The following is an 18,594-nucleotide window of genomic DNA, read 5'->3' on the forward strand; positions in this document are numbered from 1 at the left end:
CCCTTATTGGGCAGGGTTTTCAATGACGGGAGGTACAGGTATAGGCGGTAGAATGATAAATCCAAGCCGTTTCTTAAAGCAATTAATGGTCATCGACGCATCATCCACTACGGCGCTTCCATTCCCATTCGATCTTCTAGCCCGCCAACGGAAAGTATGCACGCCAGCCGGGACGGTGAAAAAAGCAGTACTGCCAATTTCGATCACATTAGGATCATCGACGCCAGGGTTGTTGTTGAGTTCAACTGTACGTGTGACTCCGGCTGCTGGAACCGCGCCATCAAGGCTGAGGCCAAAGGTGTATTGATGGTTGCCAGTGTTGCCACTGACATGCCTTGCATCCGCACTGCCAACGACAGTGCAGTAATGAGTATGGTTTGACAAAAGAACGGGAATGCTTAAGATATTTCGCCAACTGCCATTGTTAAGGGTGACGTTGCTAGTCCTTGAGGAGCCCGTTGCGCCACTATGGGCAAATGCTGGCTGAGAGGCAAAAGCCAGCAAGAGCGGGAATAGTGCGAGCAGCAGCGGGTAATTTTTTGTAACCTTTGTTAGATGGTAAGTATTCATGAGTGGCATCCTCGTAGTAGTCAAGTGACTATCCAGAAGTTTCAGTCAATCCTGGGACCTTGATATGAGGATATGTCTCCAGAAAAATGCTTACCAGGAAGTTTGATACCGGAATTTTGTTAAATTAATTACAAGCGAGTTATTAACAGTACCAGCGCTTGAGTGCGTTGGAATTTATCTTGGGTATTAGAGAATTTAAGAAGCGGGATTGCTTATCTCCAGCAGATAATCCAAAGACCGCAGCTTTATCGGTTAGGTTGGAAAAATTAAGACCAGCAATACCGTATGGGCCGGCAGGAGACACCGGAAGAGGATATGGTTACTGGGGTTAATATATGGGAAGGGAAGGGGTGGAGATAGGAGCTATATGGCTATTCGTCTTCCAGGCAGGCACCGCCAAGACAGTAGCCCCAGGGGGTTATCCTTTGACTAATCCGGCGAAACCCATAAAGGCCATGGACATTAACCCGGCGGTAATCAGCCCGATGGCGGGACCCTGAAAAGGTTGGGGCACTTCTGCTGCCGCAATCCGTTCACGCAGGGCGGCAAATAAGATCAATACCAGGGAGAAGCCAACAGCGGCGCCGAAGCCATAGAGCGCCGAGGATAGGAAGCCATGTTGGTGCTGAATATTTAGCAGGGCCACTCCCAGTACCGCGCAGTTAGTGGTGATCAGTGGTAAAAAAATTCCTAATACCTGATACAAAAGCGGACTGGTTTTATGGACCACCATTTCCGTAAATTGCACCACAAAAGCGATGGCCAGGATAAAGGCGATGGTCCGCAGGTATTCGATTCCCAAGGGCGTCAATAGGTATTCATTAATTAAATAGCTGCACACTGAGGATAGGGTAAGTACAAAAGTTGTCGCCAGTCCCATACCTATTGCAGTTTCCAGCTTTCGGGAGACTCCCATAAAGGGACAGAGTCCTAGAAATTTCACGAGCACAAAATTGTTGACCAGCACCGTGCTGACTAAAATAAGGGCATATTCGCTCATGGGGAAACCTATGCTTATTTGACCCGCATTCCGGGTCGGGCTCCTTCGTCTGGGTTAAGCAGATAAATTTCCTTACCGCCTGGACCCGCTGCCAGCACCATGCCTTCAGAGATTCCAAAGCGCATTTTTCGGGGGGCTAAATTGGCAACCATCACCGTGAGGCGGCCAACCAAACTTTCGGGTGCATAAGCGGCTTTGATCCCGGCAAAGACCTGGCGCGTCTCGCCATCTAAATCCAGTTCCAGGCGCAGAAGTTTGTCGGCTCCTTCCACTTGTTCCGCCTTCAGGATGCGAGCGATTCGTAAGTCGAGCTTGGCAAAACTCTCAAACTGAATGGTTTCGGCAATAGGATGTTCAGCCAAGAGAGCGGTTGGTTTAACCGCATTCGTATTTTGTTGCAGATGTTCTTTGGAGTCTTCAATCATGGCTTCTATCTTTATTTTTTCAGCACGGATCATCAAGGGTTCAAAACGATTAATAGTATGGTTAAGCAAGGGCGTATCGACATCGGACCAGGTCAGGGACTGGCTATTGAAGAATGCCTCGGCTTTTTCTGTTGTCATCGGCAAGACTGGCTTGAGGTAAATCATTAATTGCCGGAAGAGATTGAGCCCAAGGGTGCATACTTCCTGGACTTCCTGTTTTCGTTCTGGATCTTTAATTGCCACCCAGGGTTGCTGTTCATCAATATAGCGGTTAGCTTGATCCGCAAGGGCCATGATTTCACGCATAGCGTGGCCGAATTCCCGGGCTTCGTAGTGTTGGGCAAGGTGTTCGCTGGCAGCGACAAATTTTTGAAATAGCGATTTCTCTACCAATCGATCCGCAAGACGATTTTGAAAATGCTTGTTTATAAAACCCGCGCAGCGACTGGCGATATTGATCACTTTACCAACTAGATCAGCATTGACCCGAGACATAAAATCATCGAAATTCAGGTCTAGATCCTCAATGCCGCTGCCTAACTTGGCGGCAAAATAATAACGCAGGTACTCTGGATTTAAATGTTTGAGGTAGGTGCGGGCCTTGATAAAAGTTCCCCGGGATTTAGACATTTTTTGGCCATTGACGGTTAAAAAGCCGTGGGCAAAAATGGCCGTGGGTAAACGGAAGCCGGCACCGTGGAGCATGGCGGGCCAAAACAGTGCGTGGAAATAGAGAATATCTTTGCCAATAAAATGATAAAGCTCGGCGGTGCTATGGGGGGTCATGAACGAATCAAAATCAAGTCCTTCACGATCACAAAGATGCTTGAAACTGGCCAGATAGCCAATGGGCGCGTCGAGCCAAACATAAAAATATTTATCGGTGCTCTCCGGGATGGGGAAACCAAAGTAGGGAGCATCCCGGGAGATATCCCAGTCCTGCAACCCTGCCTCAAACCACTCATTTAATTTATTGGCCATTTCTGGCTGAAGGTGGCCCCCTTGGGTCCATCTCTTCAATAGAGGTTCAAAGTCGTTAAGCTTGAAAAAATAATGTTCAGATTCCCGCTCTATTGGCGGTGTTCCGGAGAGCACCGAAATCGCTTCTTTCAATTCAGTGGGGCTGTAGGTTGCTCCGCAGACTTCACAGTTATCACCGTATTGATCGAGGGCATCGCAGCGGGGGCAGGTGCCGCGAATAAAGCGGTCTGGTAGGAACATCCCCTTGACGGGATCATAGGCTTGTCGAACGATGCGGGTAGTAATGTGTCCCTTGTCTCGGTTACGAAGGTAAATAGTTTCCGAGAGGGTGCGGTTTTCTGCTGAATGGGTGCTGTGGTAGCTATCAAAGCTGATGGCAAAATCGGCAAAATCGGCCTGATGTTCCTGGCTGCATTGGTCAATCAAGGTTTCGGGAGTGACCCCCTCTTGTTGGGCCCGTAGCATAATAGGCGTGCCATGAGCATCATCTGCACAGACGTAATAGCATTCATGGCCGCGCATACGTTGAAAGCGGACCCAGATGTCGGTTTGGATATACTCTACCAAGTGGCCAAGATGGATAGGGCCATTGGCGTAAGGGAGGGCGCTGGTAACAAGAATCCTACGCGGCATATAAATTTAGTGGGAGTTGAAAACCTTATAAGATACCAAATTTACTCTATGCTAGCATCCTGATGGATGTGACGGCTAAGGAATACTGTAGTAAAATACTCAGGAATACGTTTGTATCCCATTTTCCTAGCTAGGAATCTCCCACAAAAATGCCTTTGGAGATTAATGAATATTGCCATGGTTACCCAAACTCAAATTGAAGAGGCTCTGAAGAGCTATCATGACCCCTACCTAGAGCAGGATTTACTCTCTGCCAAGGCGGTGGATTCCATTGCCGTGGATGGGGATAAGGTCAACGTGAAGATCAAGCTGGGGTTTCCCGCCAAAGGTTATATCCCAAAACTGGCGGCGGCTATTGAAAAAGCAACGGCCTCTCTGGAGGGAGTCACTCATACCCAGGTGGAGACTAGCTGGGAAGTCGTTACCCATAAAGTCCAACAGGGGGTCAAACCCTATCCGGAGATTAAAAATATTATTGCGGTGGCTTCGGGTAAGGGGGGCGTGGGTAAATCCACAACGGCTGTTAATCTAGCTTTGGCCTTGGCAGCTGAAGGCGCCACGGTGGGGATGCTGGATGCTGATATCTATGGTCCTAGTCAGCCCCGCATGTTAGGTGTCCAGCAACGGCCCGAATCCCGGGATGGCAAATCAATCGAACCGGTGATGAGCTATGGGATTCAGACCATGTCGATCGGGTTTCTCATCGACGAGGAAGAACCCATGATTTGGCGGGGACCCATGGTGACTTCGGCCCTGCAACAGCTGTTAGGGGATACTAGCTGGCGGAATTTGGATTATTTAGTAGTGGATTTACCGCCAGGAACCGGAGATATCCAGCTTACTTTAGCTCAGCGAGTGCCCGTCAGTGGTGCCGTAATTGTAACCACGCCCCAAGATATTGCCCTCTTGGATGCCCGTAAGGGGCTTAGGATGTTTGAGAAGGTCAAGGTTCCGGTACTGGGGATTGTGGAAAATATGAGCATCCATATTTGTAGCCAGTGCGGGCAGGAAGAGCCAATTTTTGGTGAAGGGGGAGGAGAGCGTATGGCCGCCCAGTACAGCGTCGCTCTTTTAGGGCAGCTTCCTCTCGATAAACGTATCAGGGAAGATGCGGATAGTGGTCATCCCAGCGTTGCTACTGATCCGGAAGGGCGGATTGCTCAGATCTATCGGGATATTGCTCGCCATATCGCAGCCAAACTCTCTTTGCAAGCAAAAGCCCAGAATACTCAATTTCCTAACATTGTGGTTGAAGATAGCTGAGCAGGAGTAGAACACGGCTTTGGCATCCTATCTAACCTTTTCTAGGGTGATACCGCGGAAAGAATATTTTCTATATTCGGTCTGCTTATTACTCAGACGTATTACGTTCACGCTACCCTTTCCGATAAATCTCATCCACTACCGTTCGATGTCATAGCGTTATTAATCCCTCTTTTTAAGCTTTATCACGGCTCCAGCCCCACACATGCATTGCCTGGCGGCTTACCTTTTCAGGCTTGCGAGCCCTACATCCCCTGCAGCGCCCTATTCGCACCAGGGCGGCGGGGGTCCTGCCCATAGGGGCCTGGATACTTAAACTTCCTCTCCCGGCAGAAGGGAGCTTACCTAAGCGGCTGGTGGCCCCCCTCTTTGGGCTATTTCTCCTCCCCTTATCTCATTCAAGCCACCCCTTCTCCGAACTATGTGTAGAGAAGTTTACAGGGGGGGTATTCTTCTAAGCGTTTGAAGGGTGGGATATTTAGGGTATTTTTTAGCCGAGGAGGGGAGAAGTGTTACATAGCTGAAACAAGGAAGGGAGAGGGGGAGGGTGTTGGCGGCGTGTTCCCGGGGGATGGGGGCAAGCTATTGTGTGATATGTCAGCGACTTAGCGCCTTTGGCATGAACTTAGCAGAGGGTAGGTCAGACAGGGGATGTCAAGGAGAGCGCCATGGGATACCCGGTAACAAGACGCCTATGAAAATGAGGGCGTGGCCAGGGTCCACAGAGCGCAGGGAGGCGCGCCTACAAGATGATACTGAATGCTAAAGGAGCACACATTGATGAAACACACCACAGTAATGATGAGCGCGGTTGTGGCCGCCTCCCTGTTAAGCACCTCCGCCCTGGCCCTGGACCGGGCCAACACCTCCGAGAAAGGCAGCTTATTGGTTTTCCCGAATGTGGATGTGAGCGGGGATAGGAATACCATTATTCGCCTCCAGAATGATTACTCCGACTCGGTGAGCCTGAAGTGCTACTGGAAGAACGGGACCAAGTTTTTCACCGACTTTCAAATTGAGCTGACCAAGTTCCAACCCATCTGGATAAGCGCCCGGGATGGTGAGGGGACCTACAGCGTCCCCCCCTTCCCCACCTCCGCCAACCAGGACTACCTGGATAAGATAGGCCACAGTGGCGGTCCATATGCCACCCCCAGCCGGGTGACGTTGCCCGAGCATGCCCGGACCGCAGGTGAGCTGCAATGCTGGGCGGTGGATGGCGGGGGTGCCAGTGAAATTCGCTGGAACCATCTGGCCGGCTCTGCCACGGTGGTGGACGCCTCCCAAGGGACGGCCTATCAATACAACGCCTGGGGTTTTCGCTGCCTGGTCGGGGGCAATGGGGATGCGTGCGTGGTGGCCGATGCGGGTCAACTGGACCTCAATGGCAACGAATACGAAGCCTGCCCGAAGAAGCTCATCGGCCATTTCAGCCCCGCCGAGACCGCTCTTGGGGGCATGCAGGTGCATCGCAATGAGCTGACCCTGGCCTCCTGTAATCAGGACCTGACCCAGGACCAGCAGTTCCACTTCACCAAGCTGAAGTTTAATGTCTGGAACGAGCAGGAAGCCAAATACACGGGGGCCTATCAGTGCATGGACAGCTGGCATCAGGGGCTGCTCGATGGGGTGCAGAACAATGGCCGTAACTTCACCGCCTCGAGCCTCAAGACCGATGTGGCCCGCTTTAAGGTAAGGGGGATGAAGAGCAGCGTCTGTGAGCGTGCTGATAACCGCAAAACCTTCGCCATTGATGAGAGCATTGTGACCGAAGAGGCCGGGCTGCTCGGGGTCATGGCCACCACCTACGGGTTGGGGGAAAGTGATGGCCTCGCCGAGGCGGGCACTACCCTGCACATGCTCGGTCAGCGTGATGGCTTTATCGCCTACGACCCTCAAGAGGTCATTGAGGAGCGTCCCGCTCGCTAGGGCAAGTGCTCTATTAAAATAAGATCAACACCAACAAAGAACACACCCTTTAGCAAGGGACCCTCCTACCAGGTGGGTCCCTTTTTTTGGGGACCTTTAAAATCCCCCCAGCACGGTAAAAGTTCAATGGCAGAGGGTTTTTCCTGGTTTAGTGAATTATCCGGGCTAGCCAAGCTTTCAAAGCGAGTCTCCCCGCATGGTAAAAATCTCGGCTTTTCCTTTTACTACCTGCCCCCTATTCTCCTGAACTTGACCTGATAGAAATCTTATGGCGCTTTAATCCAATATCGCTGGCTGCCTTTTACTCCTTATCAATCCTATGCCAGTCTTTAAAGAAGCGCCTGAAAATATACCTGTCAACTTTGCAAAAAAATACTACATAATTTTTGCTTAGATACTTATTTCGGTCCCTGGCAACGCAGGGCTGCGCTATGGCGGTGAGCTTGTATTTATTGATTACCAAAGGCTGCACTATCTTTTTATAAAGGGAGACGGGTTTTAGGAATGGGCGAGGGATAAAGCCAACAGCTAGTTATAGCGAGGATGAGGGACAATTTTTATTATCCACAGTCGTTGAGATTTCACAAGCGTGCCTTGCTTGTTGAGGGATAGGGATGAAGGATAAAAAGGAAAGATTAGATGCTTAAGAAAAGTATTCTATATGTGGTATTTCTCTTTCGGGGTTTACTTTATCGTGCGGATCTGGGTCTGAGTATTTTGAGAGGAGACGCACAGAAAATGTCATTCGCTATAGTGCCAATGGCCCCCTTGTCCAGTTTGGCATTCCTTCATCTGCTAGAGTGTACAGCAGTGATGGGTATTTGATTGCCGAAGCTAGGGTGGTGATGGATGGGAAAAATTTTTCCGAAGAGGAAATACCTGCGCAGATTGTGCTATTAGAAACTCAATATGCGGGCGGTCGCTTAGGCAAAAAGGTTGTGTATGAAGAAAAATTAATCTTTGATGCTCAAACGGGCAAATTACTTTGGAAGGAATCCCTGGACGGGAAGATAATGATACGAAGATATCTTCTCCGAGGGGCCATCTCCTTCTTAGCTCTAACTTAAACAAGGGTGGGTGCCACGACTTGCTTTCCTGGCCGTCTTCTGATGGTATCAGCGTTTTATGCTTTAGAGTGCATGTCTTAGATATTCTTCTGTTTTTGCTCGAAGCTTAGAAGCAGCTGAATCTACCGGGTTGATAAGCGCTGCTATTATTTCTTCTGCCATTTCTTTGGGAGAGAATCCCCCCTTTTCATTCCCAATATCTGTTAATTCGAGCCGAGGCAGTTTCCCTGTTAATTGACGTCCTTCTAATCCGCTAATTGCTGCGTGAATTTGTCCTTCTTCGATGGTTAACCGCTGGATAACTAACTTAATTTCCTTTTTACCAGTCTGTTTCAGTCTTAGCGGGATAAATTCACCCGCCGTAACAATATTTTTCCTCAAGACGCCAATATTGGATTTGCCAGAGAGGCTAATTTCAAAAAATACCTGAGGTGAGTGGAAAATAATCTCCTTAATGATAATGGGATTCTGCCTGAGGGTGCTGGCATCAATTTTAATACTGATGGTGTCTAAGGCAATGAGACTGGAGCTTGAAAATCCAGGAGGATTGCTAATAGTTAACCGGGATATGGTTCCTCCGCCGGCGGTAGGTGCAATTTTAACGGTGGAAATCTGTACTCTGGTTTGGGTGATTTGGGTGCCATATCTTTCAATGGCGGCCTTAATAAGTCCATTTAGGGAGAACCAAGCATAAATGAGTGCAACTGAAACGATGGCAATAAAAGCGATTGTGCCGACCAGAATCATTTCACCAGTTTCCATTATTTCTCCTTAGTGTAATTTTCGGTATCCAATATTAGGACATAGGGGTGAGCAACTCATAGGCTGCGCGAGGAGAGCCTATTCGGTGATAATCTCCGGTAATTGATGGCGGTTCGCAATCAACAGAGAAGCGCTGTTAGAGGTTAGTATGTATTGCACTGCTTCCAATCCATGATGCTGTTCGCACGATCAATCTCGTTATCGGGGTGCACCGTAAAAAGGTTTTGAGTCATGATACCGCTAACCGTGCGAGGAGGGCGAATTGATTCAGCCGTGTTTTCCATGGTGCCTGCTGATGTACCGACACTTGCTGATAGTGGAGCATTACTAGAACGGCTCGGCGCAAGATAGTTTACGGTGCTGGGTTGGGATGTCGCGCCAGCGCATTTAGCAAGGCGTTATGAACGTTGTGCTCTCCCATAGATTTACCTGGGCTGAAGTGATTTCGCTATTTATCGTATGACTCCTTGGAGGCGGAGTTGGTTGCGTATTTTTTCAATCCGGTTTCGGTTAACCCCAAAGTCGTAGTATCCTAGACGGGCGGCTGAACGAAGGGCAATCATTTTCTGTCGTGGACGCAGCTGAAATTCCAGATCGTCGACAAAACGGAAGATACGACTTTTGGCTATTGCATGCAAGTAATGGCTGGAGGCTGAAATAATTGTTGTTCGGGGCAGTGCGCTGATGATATCTTTCAGTACACCCCATCCTTCTGGGGGGCTAACCTTTAGATGATAGGGCTCAATGTAGTGCTTTTCATCCTTTATGGCTGAATCGCTGCATACACAATTGGGATTAGTGGGGCAGGGGGGGAATTCATTATTGGGAGGACTTTGCATCTCATCTTTCTCCATGGCGCATAAGATAGGTAAAAGGATAGCGATAGCCGGTGGCGCATTTCATTTCTTAAATAGATATGGCTGTAAAACTTGGATTATCTACTTACAAAATAAATTATTTGGCAATGTTAGCTTCTCTTACTTTTAGATATAAAAAGCGGATGAGGTCGTATTCAAAGGGTGATCCTGTTTCATAGTAGCGGAAGTTAGTACGATGCCGTTGATCGATACCTTCGACAAAATAGAAAGGTAACCAGAACCGAAGCTCATCATAATGATCAATATTGGACAAGATAGCATTAAGCAGCAGTGAGTCAGCGGCAAGGCCGATGGCGTCACGTAAATTAGAAGGGCCCAAGACAGGAATAACAAGATAAGGACCTGGCCCTAAACCGTAATGTCCAAGGGTTTGACCAAAATCCTCTCTATGCTGATAGAGTTCCAAGTGGGTTGCTGGATCCCAAATCCCCGCGATACCTATGGTTGAATTTACTATAAAACGGGCTGCTGTTTTTAAGGCTCTGGAAAATTTCAACTGCAATAGGGTATTGGTAAAATTGATGGTTTCTCTAATATTGGAAAAAAAATTTGAAATACCCCTTTCTATTAGATCCGGTGTTATAAACTCATAGGCATTGACGGCGGGCAGAAAAATATACTTGTCAAATTGATAATTGAAAAAATATATGACCCGATTGGCCGGTTCTAGAGGATCGTAGACATCAATGATTGTCAATTCTTCTGATGTTGGAATTTCGCTCAGCGAGTGCTTGGGAGGTATAATGGGAAGCGTTTCGTGGTGAGGCTGAGAAGCGCAGCCTTGTAAAATAGTGACAAGCAGCAGGGTAAAAAATAGCTTAGTCATTGTAGCACACCGCATCATTGATGGGTTATCCTTGGCTAGTTTAGAAAGAAATTCACTATATAATCCACATTATCCTGGTATCCCATATTTCCTAGGTGGCCACCTCGAGGATAAATCTTGGCACGGGATTGGAATACATCCTGCAGGAATTCAAGCTCACCGGGCGCAAGAATGGGATCGTCGGCATTCGTGATTAGACCAATTTTCTTATTTTCCCTGAGGTACTCTTCGATGCTCTTGAGGCTGAGGCTGTGGATGAGTTGATTTCGAGTCAAGCTCGGATGGCGCGTTTCAAAGAAAGGAAAAAGATATTCATCGAAATAATTAAGAAAACCGATCCGGAGACTCACTTTAAAATAATCAGTCAGAGAGTCGGTGAGTGAAAGTTTTAAATTTTTTGGTTTCACATAGCCGGAATTGGTTATAACGTCAGAGACAAATATCATATTAGCTGCGGACCAGCGGAAGGCTAGCCCAATGATGGCCTTTAACGTCTCTTTGCTGGGTTCATATCGTTGATAAGCTTTATAGAAAAATGCATCGTTAAATTCTACTTGTTCTCCAGTTCTATAGATCTCGGTTAACCGATTGAGCACTTTTTTGATGAAGTCGTCCAGGTGTCCCATTCCTCCTGGAATATTCTTGGCAAGCAGTTTATCCAGGATAGAGGCGGAATTATACAGGCTCACGGGAGGGTTAATCATTAATACTCTTTTAAAATTAAAAATATGTTTTTTATCATCTATCTTGGCGACAAATGCAGCCTGAGCTCCTCCAAGGCTATAGCCTGTAAGATAAAAATCGGTGATTTCAATGTCATTTCTTATCTGTTGCCAGGCAAGCTGCATGACCCGGTATAGATCCGCAGAGTCCTCAACAATATGGCCTGGTACCGAATAGGTCGAGGCGGAAGTAACAAAATTTGGATGGGTGGGAGAAGGCAATGAAAGTACATGAAAACCAGCTTGATATAAAGCTTTTTGTAAAATTCGCATGCCGGGCGCGGAGACGCTAGACCCTGTGCCTGAAATAGTAAAAATAAGGGGAGCTTTTTGTTCTTGGGAAGCTAGTGAGTACTTCAAACTTTCGGTATACCAAAGAATTTCTGGAATTTTTCGATTCTTAAAAACCGTTAGTTCTAGGGGAGTAATACTGATTTTATTGGGGAGAGAGGCTTGTAACTGGCCGGGAGTACCGATAACGGTAGCTTCATAAGGATTATTGATTGGGTAGCCATAGGTTTCTGTATCAGCATAAAGAATTGCGCGGGGGGCAGAGAGAAAAATTAAAATGGTAATGATAAAGATTCTCATGGGTGCTTGTCCTGCGCGAGCTGGTTAACTGATAAAGGCTTGTTTGCTTATAAAGAATACGGGTTACAATACTTATGTTCATAACCATAGCGGGGTTGAATGGCCGCTGCAACTTTTTTTGGTTAGATACCGGGGAATTAGCCAGAAGGCTATTATGCCGAGAGGTGAATAAACCTTGAGAGAGATTATGGTCTCAAAAACCGTGTTAGTAATCTGACTATATAGTCTCCAGAGTTTTACCTTTTTGTGCTAGAGATTGTTAAAGCTGTGCTTGGAGTACTCTGTTTGCAGTAAGTAATACACTATAACGATAAATTAAGGACGAAAGGATATTCTTGCTTTCTTCTGCCAGGGACCCTTCCGCTTTGTTGTTATCTGATATGATTCCATAGAAAATACTCTCCTATTCCAAAACCACACGCAAGGCGGGGGGTGTCCTCACTGTGTTTTTTGCAGGCAACTAGCTCCGATCTCTATTTAACCTACCAATACCGTTTTTTTTAGGTTCTCGCAATAAAGCCGACTCTCTCTCAGCACTGCTAACTGGAAATCCCTTTCCTTAGGAATGCCCGCCACTTACTGCTTGGGATTGGAGGGAGCGGGTAGAAAGACAGGAAGTGCCTGAATTTTTGATATCTACCAGGAAGATTCCTATGCTTCTATGGTTGGTAAGATTATTGCCAATATAGTATTATTTCTTAGTCCTTTATTAGGGTTTCTGATAAAAATAGCTTTGCTGACGCCTTAACAAGATATACTTTCCTTATCTTTTATTCAGTAAACTCTAGAATAGACTCTTCTATGAGATGGGTTTCGAAATCGTTAAACTCAGTACGATCAATTTTCTGGTCGCCATTCTTGTCCACCTCATCAAATTTAGAGTACAGTTTCTCCCAGCTTTTTGCTTCTTCTTTGCTCAGATAGTTGTCTAGGTTTTTATCTAGTTCTGAAAAAGTAGGCGGCCGCGCAATCCATTGCTCTTGTTCCTCGCTTAGTTGTGGTGAATGCTGTTCTGCGTAAAGATTCATGCTTAGGAGGATCCCGGATAAAGGGATGACATAAATGAGAAAAGCTCTTTTGTTTATTGATTTAATGGGAAATATGCGTTGATTCATAGCTATTATCTTCCTTATCATAAGTTCTACTAAAAGCATCAAGTAGTTATACTATTAAATAGATTTCTGTGTTGTATTGGTTGATATTTTTGCCTCCTATTCATTGTTCATACCTGATCTCGTGCCTTACAGATCGTCCGACTAAAAACTGATTTATGCCTTATTAGGCATAGGCAGTTCAAAGCATATAATACAAGCGGTCGCAGCTATTTGAAGACGAACTCGCAATAAAAATATTTTCTTAAATATTACCTAAAAATTTGTGGCCTTATTGGGTTTTCTCTTTAAGGGCTTGGCCTGCCTCCTCAATAGTTTCCCTCGTCTTCTCAAACGCTTGTTTGGTAGCTTCTTGGGTATCCTCACTGGCTTCTTCTAGGTTCTTTTTAGTTGCTGCATAGGCGTTCTCGGCCTTTTCCTGGACTGCCTGACCGGCCTCTTTTAAGCGCTCGCCTGTCGCCTCCATGGTTTGATCAATCGTTTCACCAGCACGCTCGGCTGATCCTTTTTGTTCGCAGCCGGCTAGCCAGGTACCGCATGCTAGCAGCAATGACATTATTATAAGTTTAGTTTTCATAGTTTTTTCTTTGGCATTTAGTAAGCAATTGAATATGTTAAGTCTTATCATAAAACATACTAATTTTCACATAAATTTATAATGGCAGTAAACCCCATATGAGCAAGATAAATGGTAGCCATAGAATTTAGGATTTCTGTTCGAAATATATGCGCTCTGATAACCTACTACATTACTAAATATCAAGAATTACATCAGCTGACCACCCCCTTTTGTCTTACTCCAAGCTAAAGCGGTGCGGTGTCACTGCTTTAACATCGACGCCTTGTTCATGGCGTTCTGAATCGAGTTTTTCGTCTACTGCATCTGCCCGTACATGACAAATTCCTTGCTCTCCCAGAGGATACTGTTGGGATTCAATAGAGTTTAGATTCTCTATCATCACGTTCATGGTAGCCTCGCGGCCGCCGAGATAAAAACCTTGGCAAGGTCTTGACTCCAGGCCCGGAATGCCACATCAGCTACCGCGATTTCATCAAGCAATTGCTGATGACGGGTTGTCCCACTTGGCGGTGGCCTTCTGGGAGCCCAGGCCAGCCAGGACCAAAGGCGCGAGGGCTTCTTTACGATGGACCAGCAAAGCCCGCTGCTTGCCGCTGAGCTGATAAGACTCTAGTTTTGCCGTATTATTGGCAACATCATAAATCATGTACATGCCCAGATCTCTTGCTGACTGTCCAGAAACTTTTGAGAATACTTCCCGAACTCGGTACAAAATGATCTTCCGGTTAGCGAAAGACATATTGAGGGCGCATTTCATGGCGGCGAAGTAGTCTTGACTTTCCGGTGAATGAAAGAGTACACATCCTAGCTCCCGATCCTGGATCCCTAGACCGTAAGCGCCTGCGATCATTCCTTCCTCTTCTGTCGGTTCTAAATCTTCCTTCCGGCCCAGACCGTGATCCACGCACCAGTGGGCGCCCCGTCGGCACAATATGTTTAGCGAAATTCAGAGCGGGATATTTTGAGCAAACTACTGCTTCCCACGCCTGCCGGTATTTGCTTGAAAAGCCTGTCCAGCAGGTTTTGACTAGACACATACCATAGTTAATATCAAAGCCAATCCCCCCTGGCGAGATTACGCTCCCCTTATTCACATCCATGGCGGCGACCCTGCCAATAGGAAAACCATAGCCGAAGTGCCTATCAGGCATGCAAAAAGCGTATTGGGCGATTCCAGGAAGGCGGGCCACATTGCTGATTTGGTCATTAAACTGTTTCATCCATGGCGCGGATGATTTTTTCCATGCTATAAATTCGTCTTGGAACGGGCATTCCTGAGAAGAAAAGGGGGAGCTCCCAAAGAGTATCCGTAATCCGCTCTAGTTGGTTGAGAGTCGCCATAGGTTAAAAACGCCCGTTTGTTAGCGATGGATATAACCTATCATAGACTAAATCCAGCTAGTGCACGTTTGAGGATATAAAAATCCCTTGTCGGGGCTTATATTGGCGTCTTGAAGCGCCAATATAAGCTTAAACTCTGATCCAGAAGAGCTTTCTTCTTTCACGGCATCACCTAAAATAGGCGACATTCTGTCCTGGAGGTCGCGGCGCCAAGGGCTAGCTGAGATATAGCATGTATCGTTCTGGCGGGTATTTTTATTGTGAAGATATTTGATGTGATTGTGGTAGGCGCTGGTCCTGGAGGATCTGCTGCTGCTTATGGATTGGCCGCCTTGGGCTTTAAGGTAGCCTTAGTGGAAAGAAAAACTTTTCCCCGTGAAAAGCTCTGCGGTGGTCTGTTGAGCGCCCGGGCGCAAAAAGAGTTTATGCAGATATTTGGAGAAAATAAGTGGCCAGCTATGGTGGAAAGGACAGCGCAAGGGGCTAGCTTTTATTACCAGACCCGTTATCTTAATGGGGTCCATGACCACCAGCCTTTCTTTTTCACTTCCCGTATCCACTTTGATGCCTGCCTGGCTGCGCTAGCAAGGGAGGCGGGGGCTTACCTTCTGGAAGGAATCGTCGTCACTTCGCTAGAAGCTGATGGCAAGGCGGTTCGCCTTAACAATGGAAAGATGCTTAAGGCGGATTTCGTGGTGGGTGCGGATGGGGTTCGTAGCCGTATTGCTGAAGCAATTCTATTGCATACCGCTTCTAAAAAGAACCTCGCCTTGGGACTGGAAATTGAAGTTCCTCTTGAGCTAACCACAAAAACCGTTGTCGATCCTGAAATTTATCTGGGCGTGGCGAAGTGGGGTTACGGCTGGATCTTCCCCAAAAAAGAAACCCAAACGGTGGGTATTGGCGGCCTGCTGACCAAGAATCCAGATCTAAAAAGTACATTTAACACGTTTCTCCGCCAGCACTACGGTTCCCTCCCCAACATCCGCTGTAAGGGATATCATCTCCCCTTTGGGAGTTATAAGCGGAATCCAGGACGGGCCAATATTCTTTTGGTGGGAGATGCGGCTGGCCTAGTCGAGCCCGTTACGGGAGAAGGGATTGCTTTTGCAATGCAGAGTGGGAGATTGGCTGCCAAAGCTATTGTCGCCGCAGCTGGTGCCGGGCAGCCTGAAAGCGCCTTGAAGTACTACCTTCGAGAGTATCAGTCAATAGTTAGCCTATTTTCCCAAGCGAAAATGATGCGATATTTGGTCTTTCCCGATCCGATGCAGCGATTGTTTGTAAGTCTGCTTCCCCATAGCAAGGGTATGGTAAGAAAATACCTTGATCTCTTGGCGGGCGAAATCGACTATAAGGATTATATGCAATTGATGATGAAAAAACTTGGAAGCCGGATAATTGTTGCTCGTTAAATCTCGCTACTAGAAATACGGTGGCTATTGGAATATTAGAGCACCATGGGCCATTTTGGTAGGCACTAGGGGATGCTCTTCCCCTATGCTGGTTGGAATTTATTGCTCAAGGAGGTTTTATCATGAGTCATAATAATTTGTGTTTATTTGCTCTCGGTATGGGTACTTCCTTTGGTCAAAAAGTAAGTGAAAGGCTAGGTGTGGCCTTGTCCAGGTGCGAGGAAAGGGATTTTGAGGATGGTGAGCATAAAATCCGCTCTTTAGTTAATGTGAGGGAAAAAGATGTATTTGTTATTCAACCCCTTTATAGTGACTCGCGGCAGAGTGTTAATGATAAATTATGCCGCTTGCTGTTTTTTATCGGCGCCTTGAGAGATGCTTCTGCCAAACGAGTGACGGCGGTACTTCCTTATCTTTGCTATGCCCGGAAGGATCGAAAAACCCAATTCCGCGATCCGGTGACTACCCGTTATGTGGCCAAACTATTAGAAGCGGTTCAGACTGATCGGGTGCTGGCTATGGATGTCCATAATCTGGCCGCTTTTCAGAATGCTTTTAATTGCCGGACTGATCATTTAGAAGCACAAAAGTTATTCGTTGATTATTTTTTGTCTTCTTCGATACTCTCAGAGCGTGATAAGGTGGTAGTCGTTTCGCCAGATGCAGGTGGAACGAAGCGGGCGGAGCAGTTCCGGGAAGCATTGAGCAAGGCTCTGGGAAAAGAGGTGACTACAGCTTTTATGGAAAAGCAACGTAGTGGCGGTGTGATAAGGAAGGGTGGGGCCATGGCAGGCGAAGTCAAAAATAGGATTGCCATCATTATCGATGATTTAGTGAGCACCGGCACAACTTTGAATCGGGCTGCTGAAGTTTGCCAGGAGCGGGGAGCAAAAAAAATCTACGCTGCGGCCACTCATGGCCTCTTTGTGGGGCAGGCTAATGAAATTCTAGCGGCTTCTGCTTTGGAAAAGGTGATCATTGCAGATACTATTCCTCCTTTCAGATTGAATGAAAAAATAATTAAGGAGAAATTACAGGTAGTGGATTCAGCCAGGTTATTTGCGGATGCCATTCAATGCGTTCATTCAGGGAACTCACTTATTGAATTATTAGAAATTTAGTTGAACACCGGATGGAATATGAAACCTCCCGCCGGATATTTTATCCACCTATTAAATATTGCTTTATTATCCTTTTCCTTCTTAGTTTGTTAACGGGCTGCGCAAGTACTCCGCCTGCCAGCACGGCAAATCTCTGTGTTATCTTTGAAAAACAGCCGGAATGGTATGATTATGCCAAGGAGTCCGAAAAAAAATGGGGTACGCCAACACCTATTCTTATGGCCTTTATCCACAGGGAATCCAGTTTTCGAGGAGATGCTCGGCCACCTCGGCGCTGGTTTTTGGGCTTTATTCCCCTGCCCCGTTCTTCTTCTGCTTATGGTTATGGCCAGATTCAGGATCCTGCCTGGGAAGATTATCTGGGTGCCAATGGTGGCTGGTTTAAAAGCCGCGCCGATATGGAAGACGTTCTCGATTTTATCGGTTGGTATAATCATATTAGCGCCCGGCGACTAGGAATCTCCAAGCGGAACCCTGAGCATCTCTATCTGGCTTACCACGAAGGCCACCGGGGTTACCAGCGGGGAGCCTGGCGGCGGAAACCCCATCTGCGGCGGGTAGCTAAACGGGTAGCCCGGCAGGCCCGGATGTATGGGAGTCAGCTGAAAAGCTGTGAAGACCGTTTCAAATGCCGGAAATTTTATCAGTTTTGGCCATTTTGCCGGTAGCGTAAACTCTACAGTGATAAGAAAATCTTCTTCCAGCGGGGAAAGGTTATACTGCTGGTTTGTTCGTTCGATGGGTTTTCTATATTCATTTAACATTTTTCTCGAAGAGAGTTAAATATTTTTCATATCCTTCCTCCCGCAGTTTTTCTACGGGAATAAACCGCAGAGCAGCGGAATTGATACAGTAGCGCAGCCCCGTTGGCGGCGGGCCATCATTAAAAATATGACCGAGATGGGAGTCCGCGTATTTTGATCTCACCTCGATCCTTTTCATAAAAAAAGACCAATCTTCTTTGGTAACAATATATTTTTTATTGATCGGGTTAGTAAAACTTGGCCATCCCGTTCCCGAGGTATATTTATCCGTTGAGCTAAAAAGTGGCTCGCCCGAAATAATATCCACATAAATTCCAGCCTTGTTGTTATTCCAGTAAGCATTATTAAAAGGCGATTCTGTTTTCTCTTCTTGGGTGACCTGGTATTGTTGAGGAGTTAGTATGGTTTTGATTTCTTCTAGACTAGGCTTGTTAAAGGTATTTTCATTAAACGTTTTCTTTTCGCCATTTTCAGCAAATACTGTATTAGCGATTAACAAGGCTAGAATAAGAGAGAGAGCAGGTATTCTTTTCATGGCAATTATCCTCATAGCAGTTGTCAAGAAATTATATCCATATTAATTTAAAAAAACCGGGTTTGGGTCGATACGATAT

The 18,594-nt window shown here is 46.7% G+C and carries 19 protein-coding genes and 1 pseudogene; 6 read left to right on the top strand and 14 right to left on the bottom strand.

Annotation, left to right across the window (positions count from 1 at the left end; translation table 11 throughout):
* Positions 1-3 precede the first annotated feature (3 nt).
* The 3 genes from NOC_RS05290 to metG all read right to left on the bottom strand — a co-directional run bounded on the left by NOC_RS05290 (position 4) and on the right by metG (position 3,609).
* Entirely contained in the window at positions 4-570 is a 567-nt protein-coding gene (locus NOC_RS05290) for a hypothetical protein (RefSeq protein ID WP_002810882.1), read from the bottom strand.
* A 418-nt stretch (positions 571-988) separates the two neighbouring features.
* Positions 989-1,570: an electron transport complex subunit RsxA gene (gene rsxA / locus NOC_RS05295; RefSeq protein ID WP_002809162.1), complete on the bottom strand. Its 582-nt coding sequence runs from the start codon at positions 1,568-1,570 to the stop codon at positions 989-991.
* A 14-nt stretch (positions 1,571-1,584) separates the two neighbouring features.
* Positions 1,585-3,609: a methionine--tRNA ligase gene (metG, locus tag NOC_RS05300; RefSeq protein ID WP_002808930.1), complete on the bottom strand. Its 2,025-nt coding sequence runs from the start codon at positions 3,607-3,609 to the stop codon at positions 1,585-1,587.
* 171 nt (positions 3,610-3,780) lie between these two features.
* On the opposite strand from metG, the gene apbC reads away from it, so the two are divergent.
* The 3 genes from apbC to NOC_RS05325 all read left to right on the top strand — a co-directional run bounded on the left by apbC (position 3,781) and on the right by NOC_RS05325 (position 7,868).
* Positions 3,781-4,872: an iron-sulfur cluster carrier protein ApbC gene (gene apbC, locus NOC_RS05305; protein ID WP_036497489.1), complete on the top strand. Its 1,092-nt coding sequence runs from the start codon at positions 3,781-3,783 to the stop codon at positions 4,870-4,872.
* A 780-nt stretch (positions 4,873-5,652) separates the two neighbouring features.
* Positions 5,653-6,801 (top strand): hypothetical protein, encoded by a 1,149-nt coding sequence (locus tag NOC_RS05310; RefSeq protein ID WP_011330527.1) that lies wholly within the window; start codon positions 5,653-5,655, stop codon positions 6,799-6,801.
* Between the two features lie 821 nt (positions 6,802-7,622).
* Positions 7,623-7,868 (top strand): hypothetical protein, encoded by a 246-nt coding sequence (locus NOC_RS05325; RefSeq protein WP_231561595.1) that lies wholly within the window; start codon positions 7,623-7,625, stop codon positions 7,866-7,868.
* Between the two features lie 63 nt (positions 7,869-7,931).
* Here NOC_RS05325 and NOC_RS05330 read toward each other — a convergent pair whose 3' ends face one another.
* The 10 genes and pseudogenes from NOC_RS05330 to NOC_RS18350 all read right to left on the bottom strand — a co-directional run bounded on the left by NOC_RS05330 (position 7,932) and on the right by NOC_RS18350 (position 14,680).
* Positions 7,932-8,630: a hypothetical protein gene (locus NOC_RS05330; protein WP_002809923.1), complete on the bottom strand. Its 699-nt coding sequence runs from the start codon at positions 8,628-8,630 to the stop codon at positions 7,932-7,934.
* Positions 8,631-9,082: 452 nt separating this feature from the next.
* The gene (locus NOC_RS05335) at positions 9,083-9,469 is read right to left on the bottom strand and encodes a DUF1499 domain-containing protein (RefSeq protein WP_036497223.1); all 387 of its coding nucleotides are present in this window, start codon (positions 9,467-9,469) and stop codon (positions 9,083-9,085) included.
* Positions 9,470-9,584: 115 nt separating this feature from the next.
* On the bottom strand, positions 9,585-10,334 hold the full coding sequence (locus NOC_RS05340) for an MlaA family lipoprotein (RefSeq protein WP_002810947.1): 750 nt from the start codon (positions 10,332-10,334) through the stop codon (positions 9,585-9,587).
* A gap of 35 nt (positions 10,335-10,369) precedes the next feature.
* Positions 10,370-11,647, bottom strand: a complete 1,278-nt coding sequence (locus NOC_RS05345; RefSeq protein ID WP_002811319.1) for an alpha/beta hydrolase — start codon at positions 11,645-11,647, stop codon at positions 10,370-10,372.
* Between the two features lie 770 nt (positions 11,648-12,417).
* Positions 12,418-12,762, bottom strand: a complete 345-nt coding sequence (locus tag NOC_RS05350; RefSeq protein ID WP_011330530.1) for a hypothetical protein — start codon at positions 12,760-12,762, stop codon at positions 12,418-12,420.
* Positions 12,763-13,030: 268 nt separating this feature from the next.
* Complete coding sequence (locus tag NOC_RS05355; RefSeq protein ID WP_036497225.1) at positions 13,031-13,336, bottom strand: hypothetical protein; 306 nt, start codon at positions 13,334-13,336, stop codon at positions 13,031-13,033.
* A 217-nt stretch (positions 13,337-13,553) separates the two neighbouring features.
* A complete protein-coding gene (locus tag NOC_RS17860) occupies positions 13,554-13,718 on the bottom strand; it encodes a hypothetical protein (protein WP_002809622.1) in 165 nt (54 codons plus the stop codon).
* A 93-nt stretch (positions 13,719-13,811) separates the two neighbouring features.
* A complete protein-coding gene (locus NOC_RS18090; protein ID WP_002808958.1) occupies positions 13,812-14,243 on the bottom strand; it encodes an RtcB family protein in 432 nt (143 codons plus the stop codon).
* Positions 14,244-14,409: 166 nt separating this feature from the next.
* Positions 14,410-14,559 (bottom strand): annotated as a pseudogene (locus NOC_RS18560) (RtcB family protein); the annotation flags it as partial.
* The gene (locus tag NOC_RS18350) at positions 14,546-14,680 is read right to left on the bottom strand and encodes a hypothetical protein (RefSeq protein WP_256998734.1); all 135 of its coding nucleotides are present in this window, start codon (positions 14,678-14,680) and stop codon (positions 14,546-14,548) included. The pseudogene NOC_RS18560 and the gene NOC_RS18350, both read right to left, overlap by 14 nt.
* A gap of 260 nt (positions 14,681-14,940) precedes the next feature.
* On the opposite strand from NOC_RS18350, the gene NOC_RS05370 reads away from it, so the two are divergent.
* From NOC_RS05370 to NOC_RS05380, 3 genes are all read left to right on the top strand, one after another.
* Positions 14,941-16,095: an NAD(P)/FAD-dependent oxidoreductase gene (locus tag NOC_RS05370; RefSeq protein WP_002809079.1), complete on the top strand. Its 1,155-nt coding sequence runs from the start codon at positions 14,941-14,943 to the stop codon at positions 16,093-16,095.
* 122 nt (positions 16,096-16,217) lie between these two features.
* Positions 16,218-17,216, top strand: a complete 999-nt coding sequence (locus NOC_RS05375; protein ID WP_011330532.1) for a ribose-phosphate diphosphokinase — start codon at positions 16,218-16,220, stop codon at positions 17,214-17,216.
* Positions 17,217-17,227: 11 nt separating this feature from the next.
* Positions 17,228-17,884: a hypothetical protein gene (locus tag NOC_RS05380; RefSeq protein WP_002810828.1), complete on the top strand. Its 657-nt coding sequence runs from the start codon at positions 17,228-17,230 to the stop codon at positions 17,882-17,884.
* A gap of 85 nt (positions 17,885-17,969) precedes the next feature.
* On the opposite strand, the gene msrB is transcribed toward NOC_RS05380, so the two are convergent.
* A complete protein-coding gene (msrB, locus tag NOC_RS05385; RefSeq protein ID WP_011330533.1) occupies positions 17,970-18,515 on the bottom strand; it encodes a peptide-methionine (R)-S-oxide reductase MsrB in 546 nt (181 codons plus the stop codon).
* Between the last annotated feature and the right edge of the window lie 79 nt (positions 18,516-18,594).

It is taken from the genome of Nitrosococcus oceani ATCC 19707, assembly GCF_000012805.1.
GTDB lineage: Bacteria > Pseudomonadota > Gammaproteobacteria > Nitrosococcales > Nitrosococcaceae > Nitrosococcus > Nitrosococcus oceani.

Bases quoted from the DNA above. Each gene is read 5' to 3' on its own strand.
- NOC_RS05290 (WP_002810882.1), bottom strand. From the start codon at position 570: ATGAATACTTACCATCTAACAAAGGTTACAAAAAATTACCCGCTGCTG.
- rsxA (WP_002809162.1), bottom strand. From the start codon at position 1,570: ATGAGCGAATATGCCCTTATTTTAGTCAGCACGGTGCTGGTCAACAAT.
- metG (WP_002808930.1), bottom strand. From the start codon at position 3,609: ATGCCGCGTAGGATTCTTGTTACCAGCGCCCTCCCTTACGCCAATGGC.
- NOC_RS05310 (WP_011330527.1), top strand. From the start codon at position 5,653: ATGAAACACACCACAGTAATGATGAGCGCGGTTGTGGCCGCCTCCCTG.
- NOC_RS05330 (WP_002809923.1), bottom strand. From the start codon at position 8,630: ATGGAAACTGGTGAAATGATTCTGGTCGGCACAATCGCTTTTATTGCC.
- NOC_RS05335 (WP_036497223.1), bottom strand. From the start codon at position 9,469: ATGCAAAGTCCTCCCAATAATGAATTCCCCCCCTGCCCCACTAATCCC.
- NOC_RS05340 (WP_002810947.1), bottom strand. From the start codon at position 10,334: ATGACTAAGCTATTTTTTACCCTGCTGCTTGTCACTATTTTACAAGGC.
- NOC_RS05345 (WP_002811319.1), bottom strand. From the start codon at position 11,647: ATGAGAATCTTTATCATTACCATTTTAATTTTTCTCTCTGCCCCCCGC.
- NOC_RS05350 (WP_011330530.1), bottom strand. From the start codon at position 12,762: ATGAATCAACGCATATTTCCCATTAAATCAATAAACAAAAGAGCTTTT.
- NOC_RS05355 (WP_036497225.1), bottom strand. From the start codon at position 13,336: ATGAAAACTAAACTTATAATAATGTCATTGCTGCTAGCATGCGGTACC.
- NOC_RS17860 (WP_002809622.1), bottom strand. From the start codon at position 13,718: ATGATAGAGAATCTAAACTCTATTGAATCCCAACAGTATCCTCTGGGA.
- NOC_RS18350 (WP_256998734.1), bottom strand. From the start codon at position 14,680: ATGGCGACTCTCAACCAACTAGAGCGGATTACGGATACTCTTTGGGAG.
- NOC_RS05375 (WP_011330532.1), top strand. From the start codon at position 16,218: ATGAGTCATAATAATTTGTGTTTATTTGCTCTCGGTATGGGTACTTCC.
- NOC_RS05380 (WP_002810828.1), top strand. From the start codon at position 17,228: ATGGAATATGAAACCTCCCGCCGGATATTTTATCCACCTATTAAATAT.
- msrB (WP_011330533.1), bottom strand. From the start codon at position 18,515: ATGAAAAGAATACCTGCTCTCTCTCTTATTCTAGCCTTGTTAATCGCT.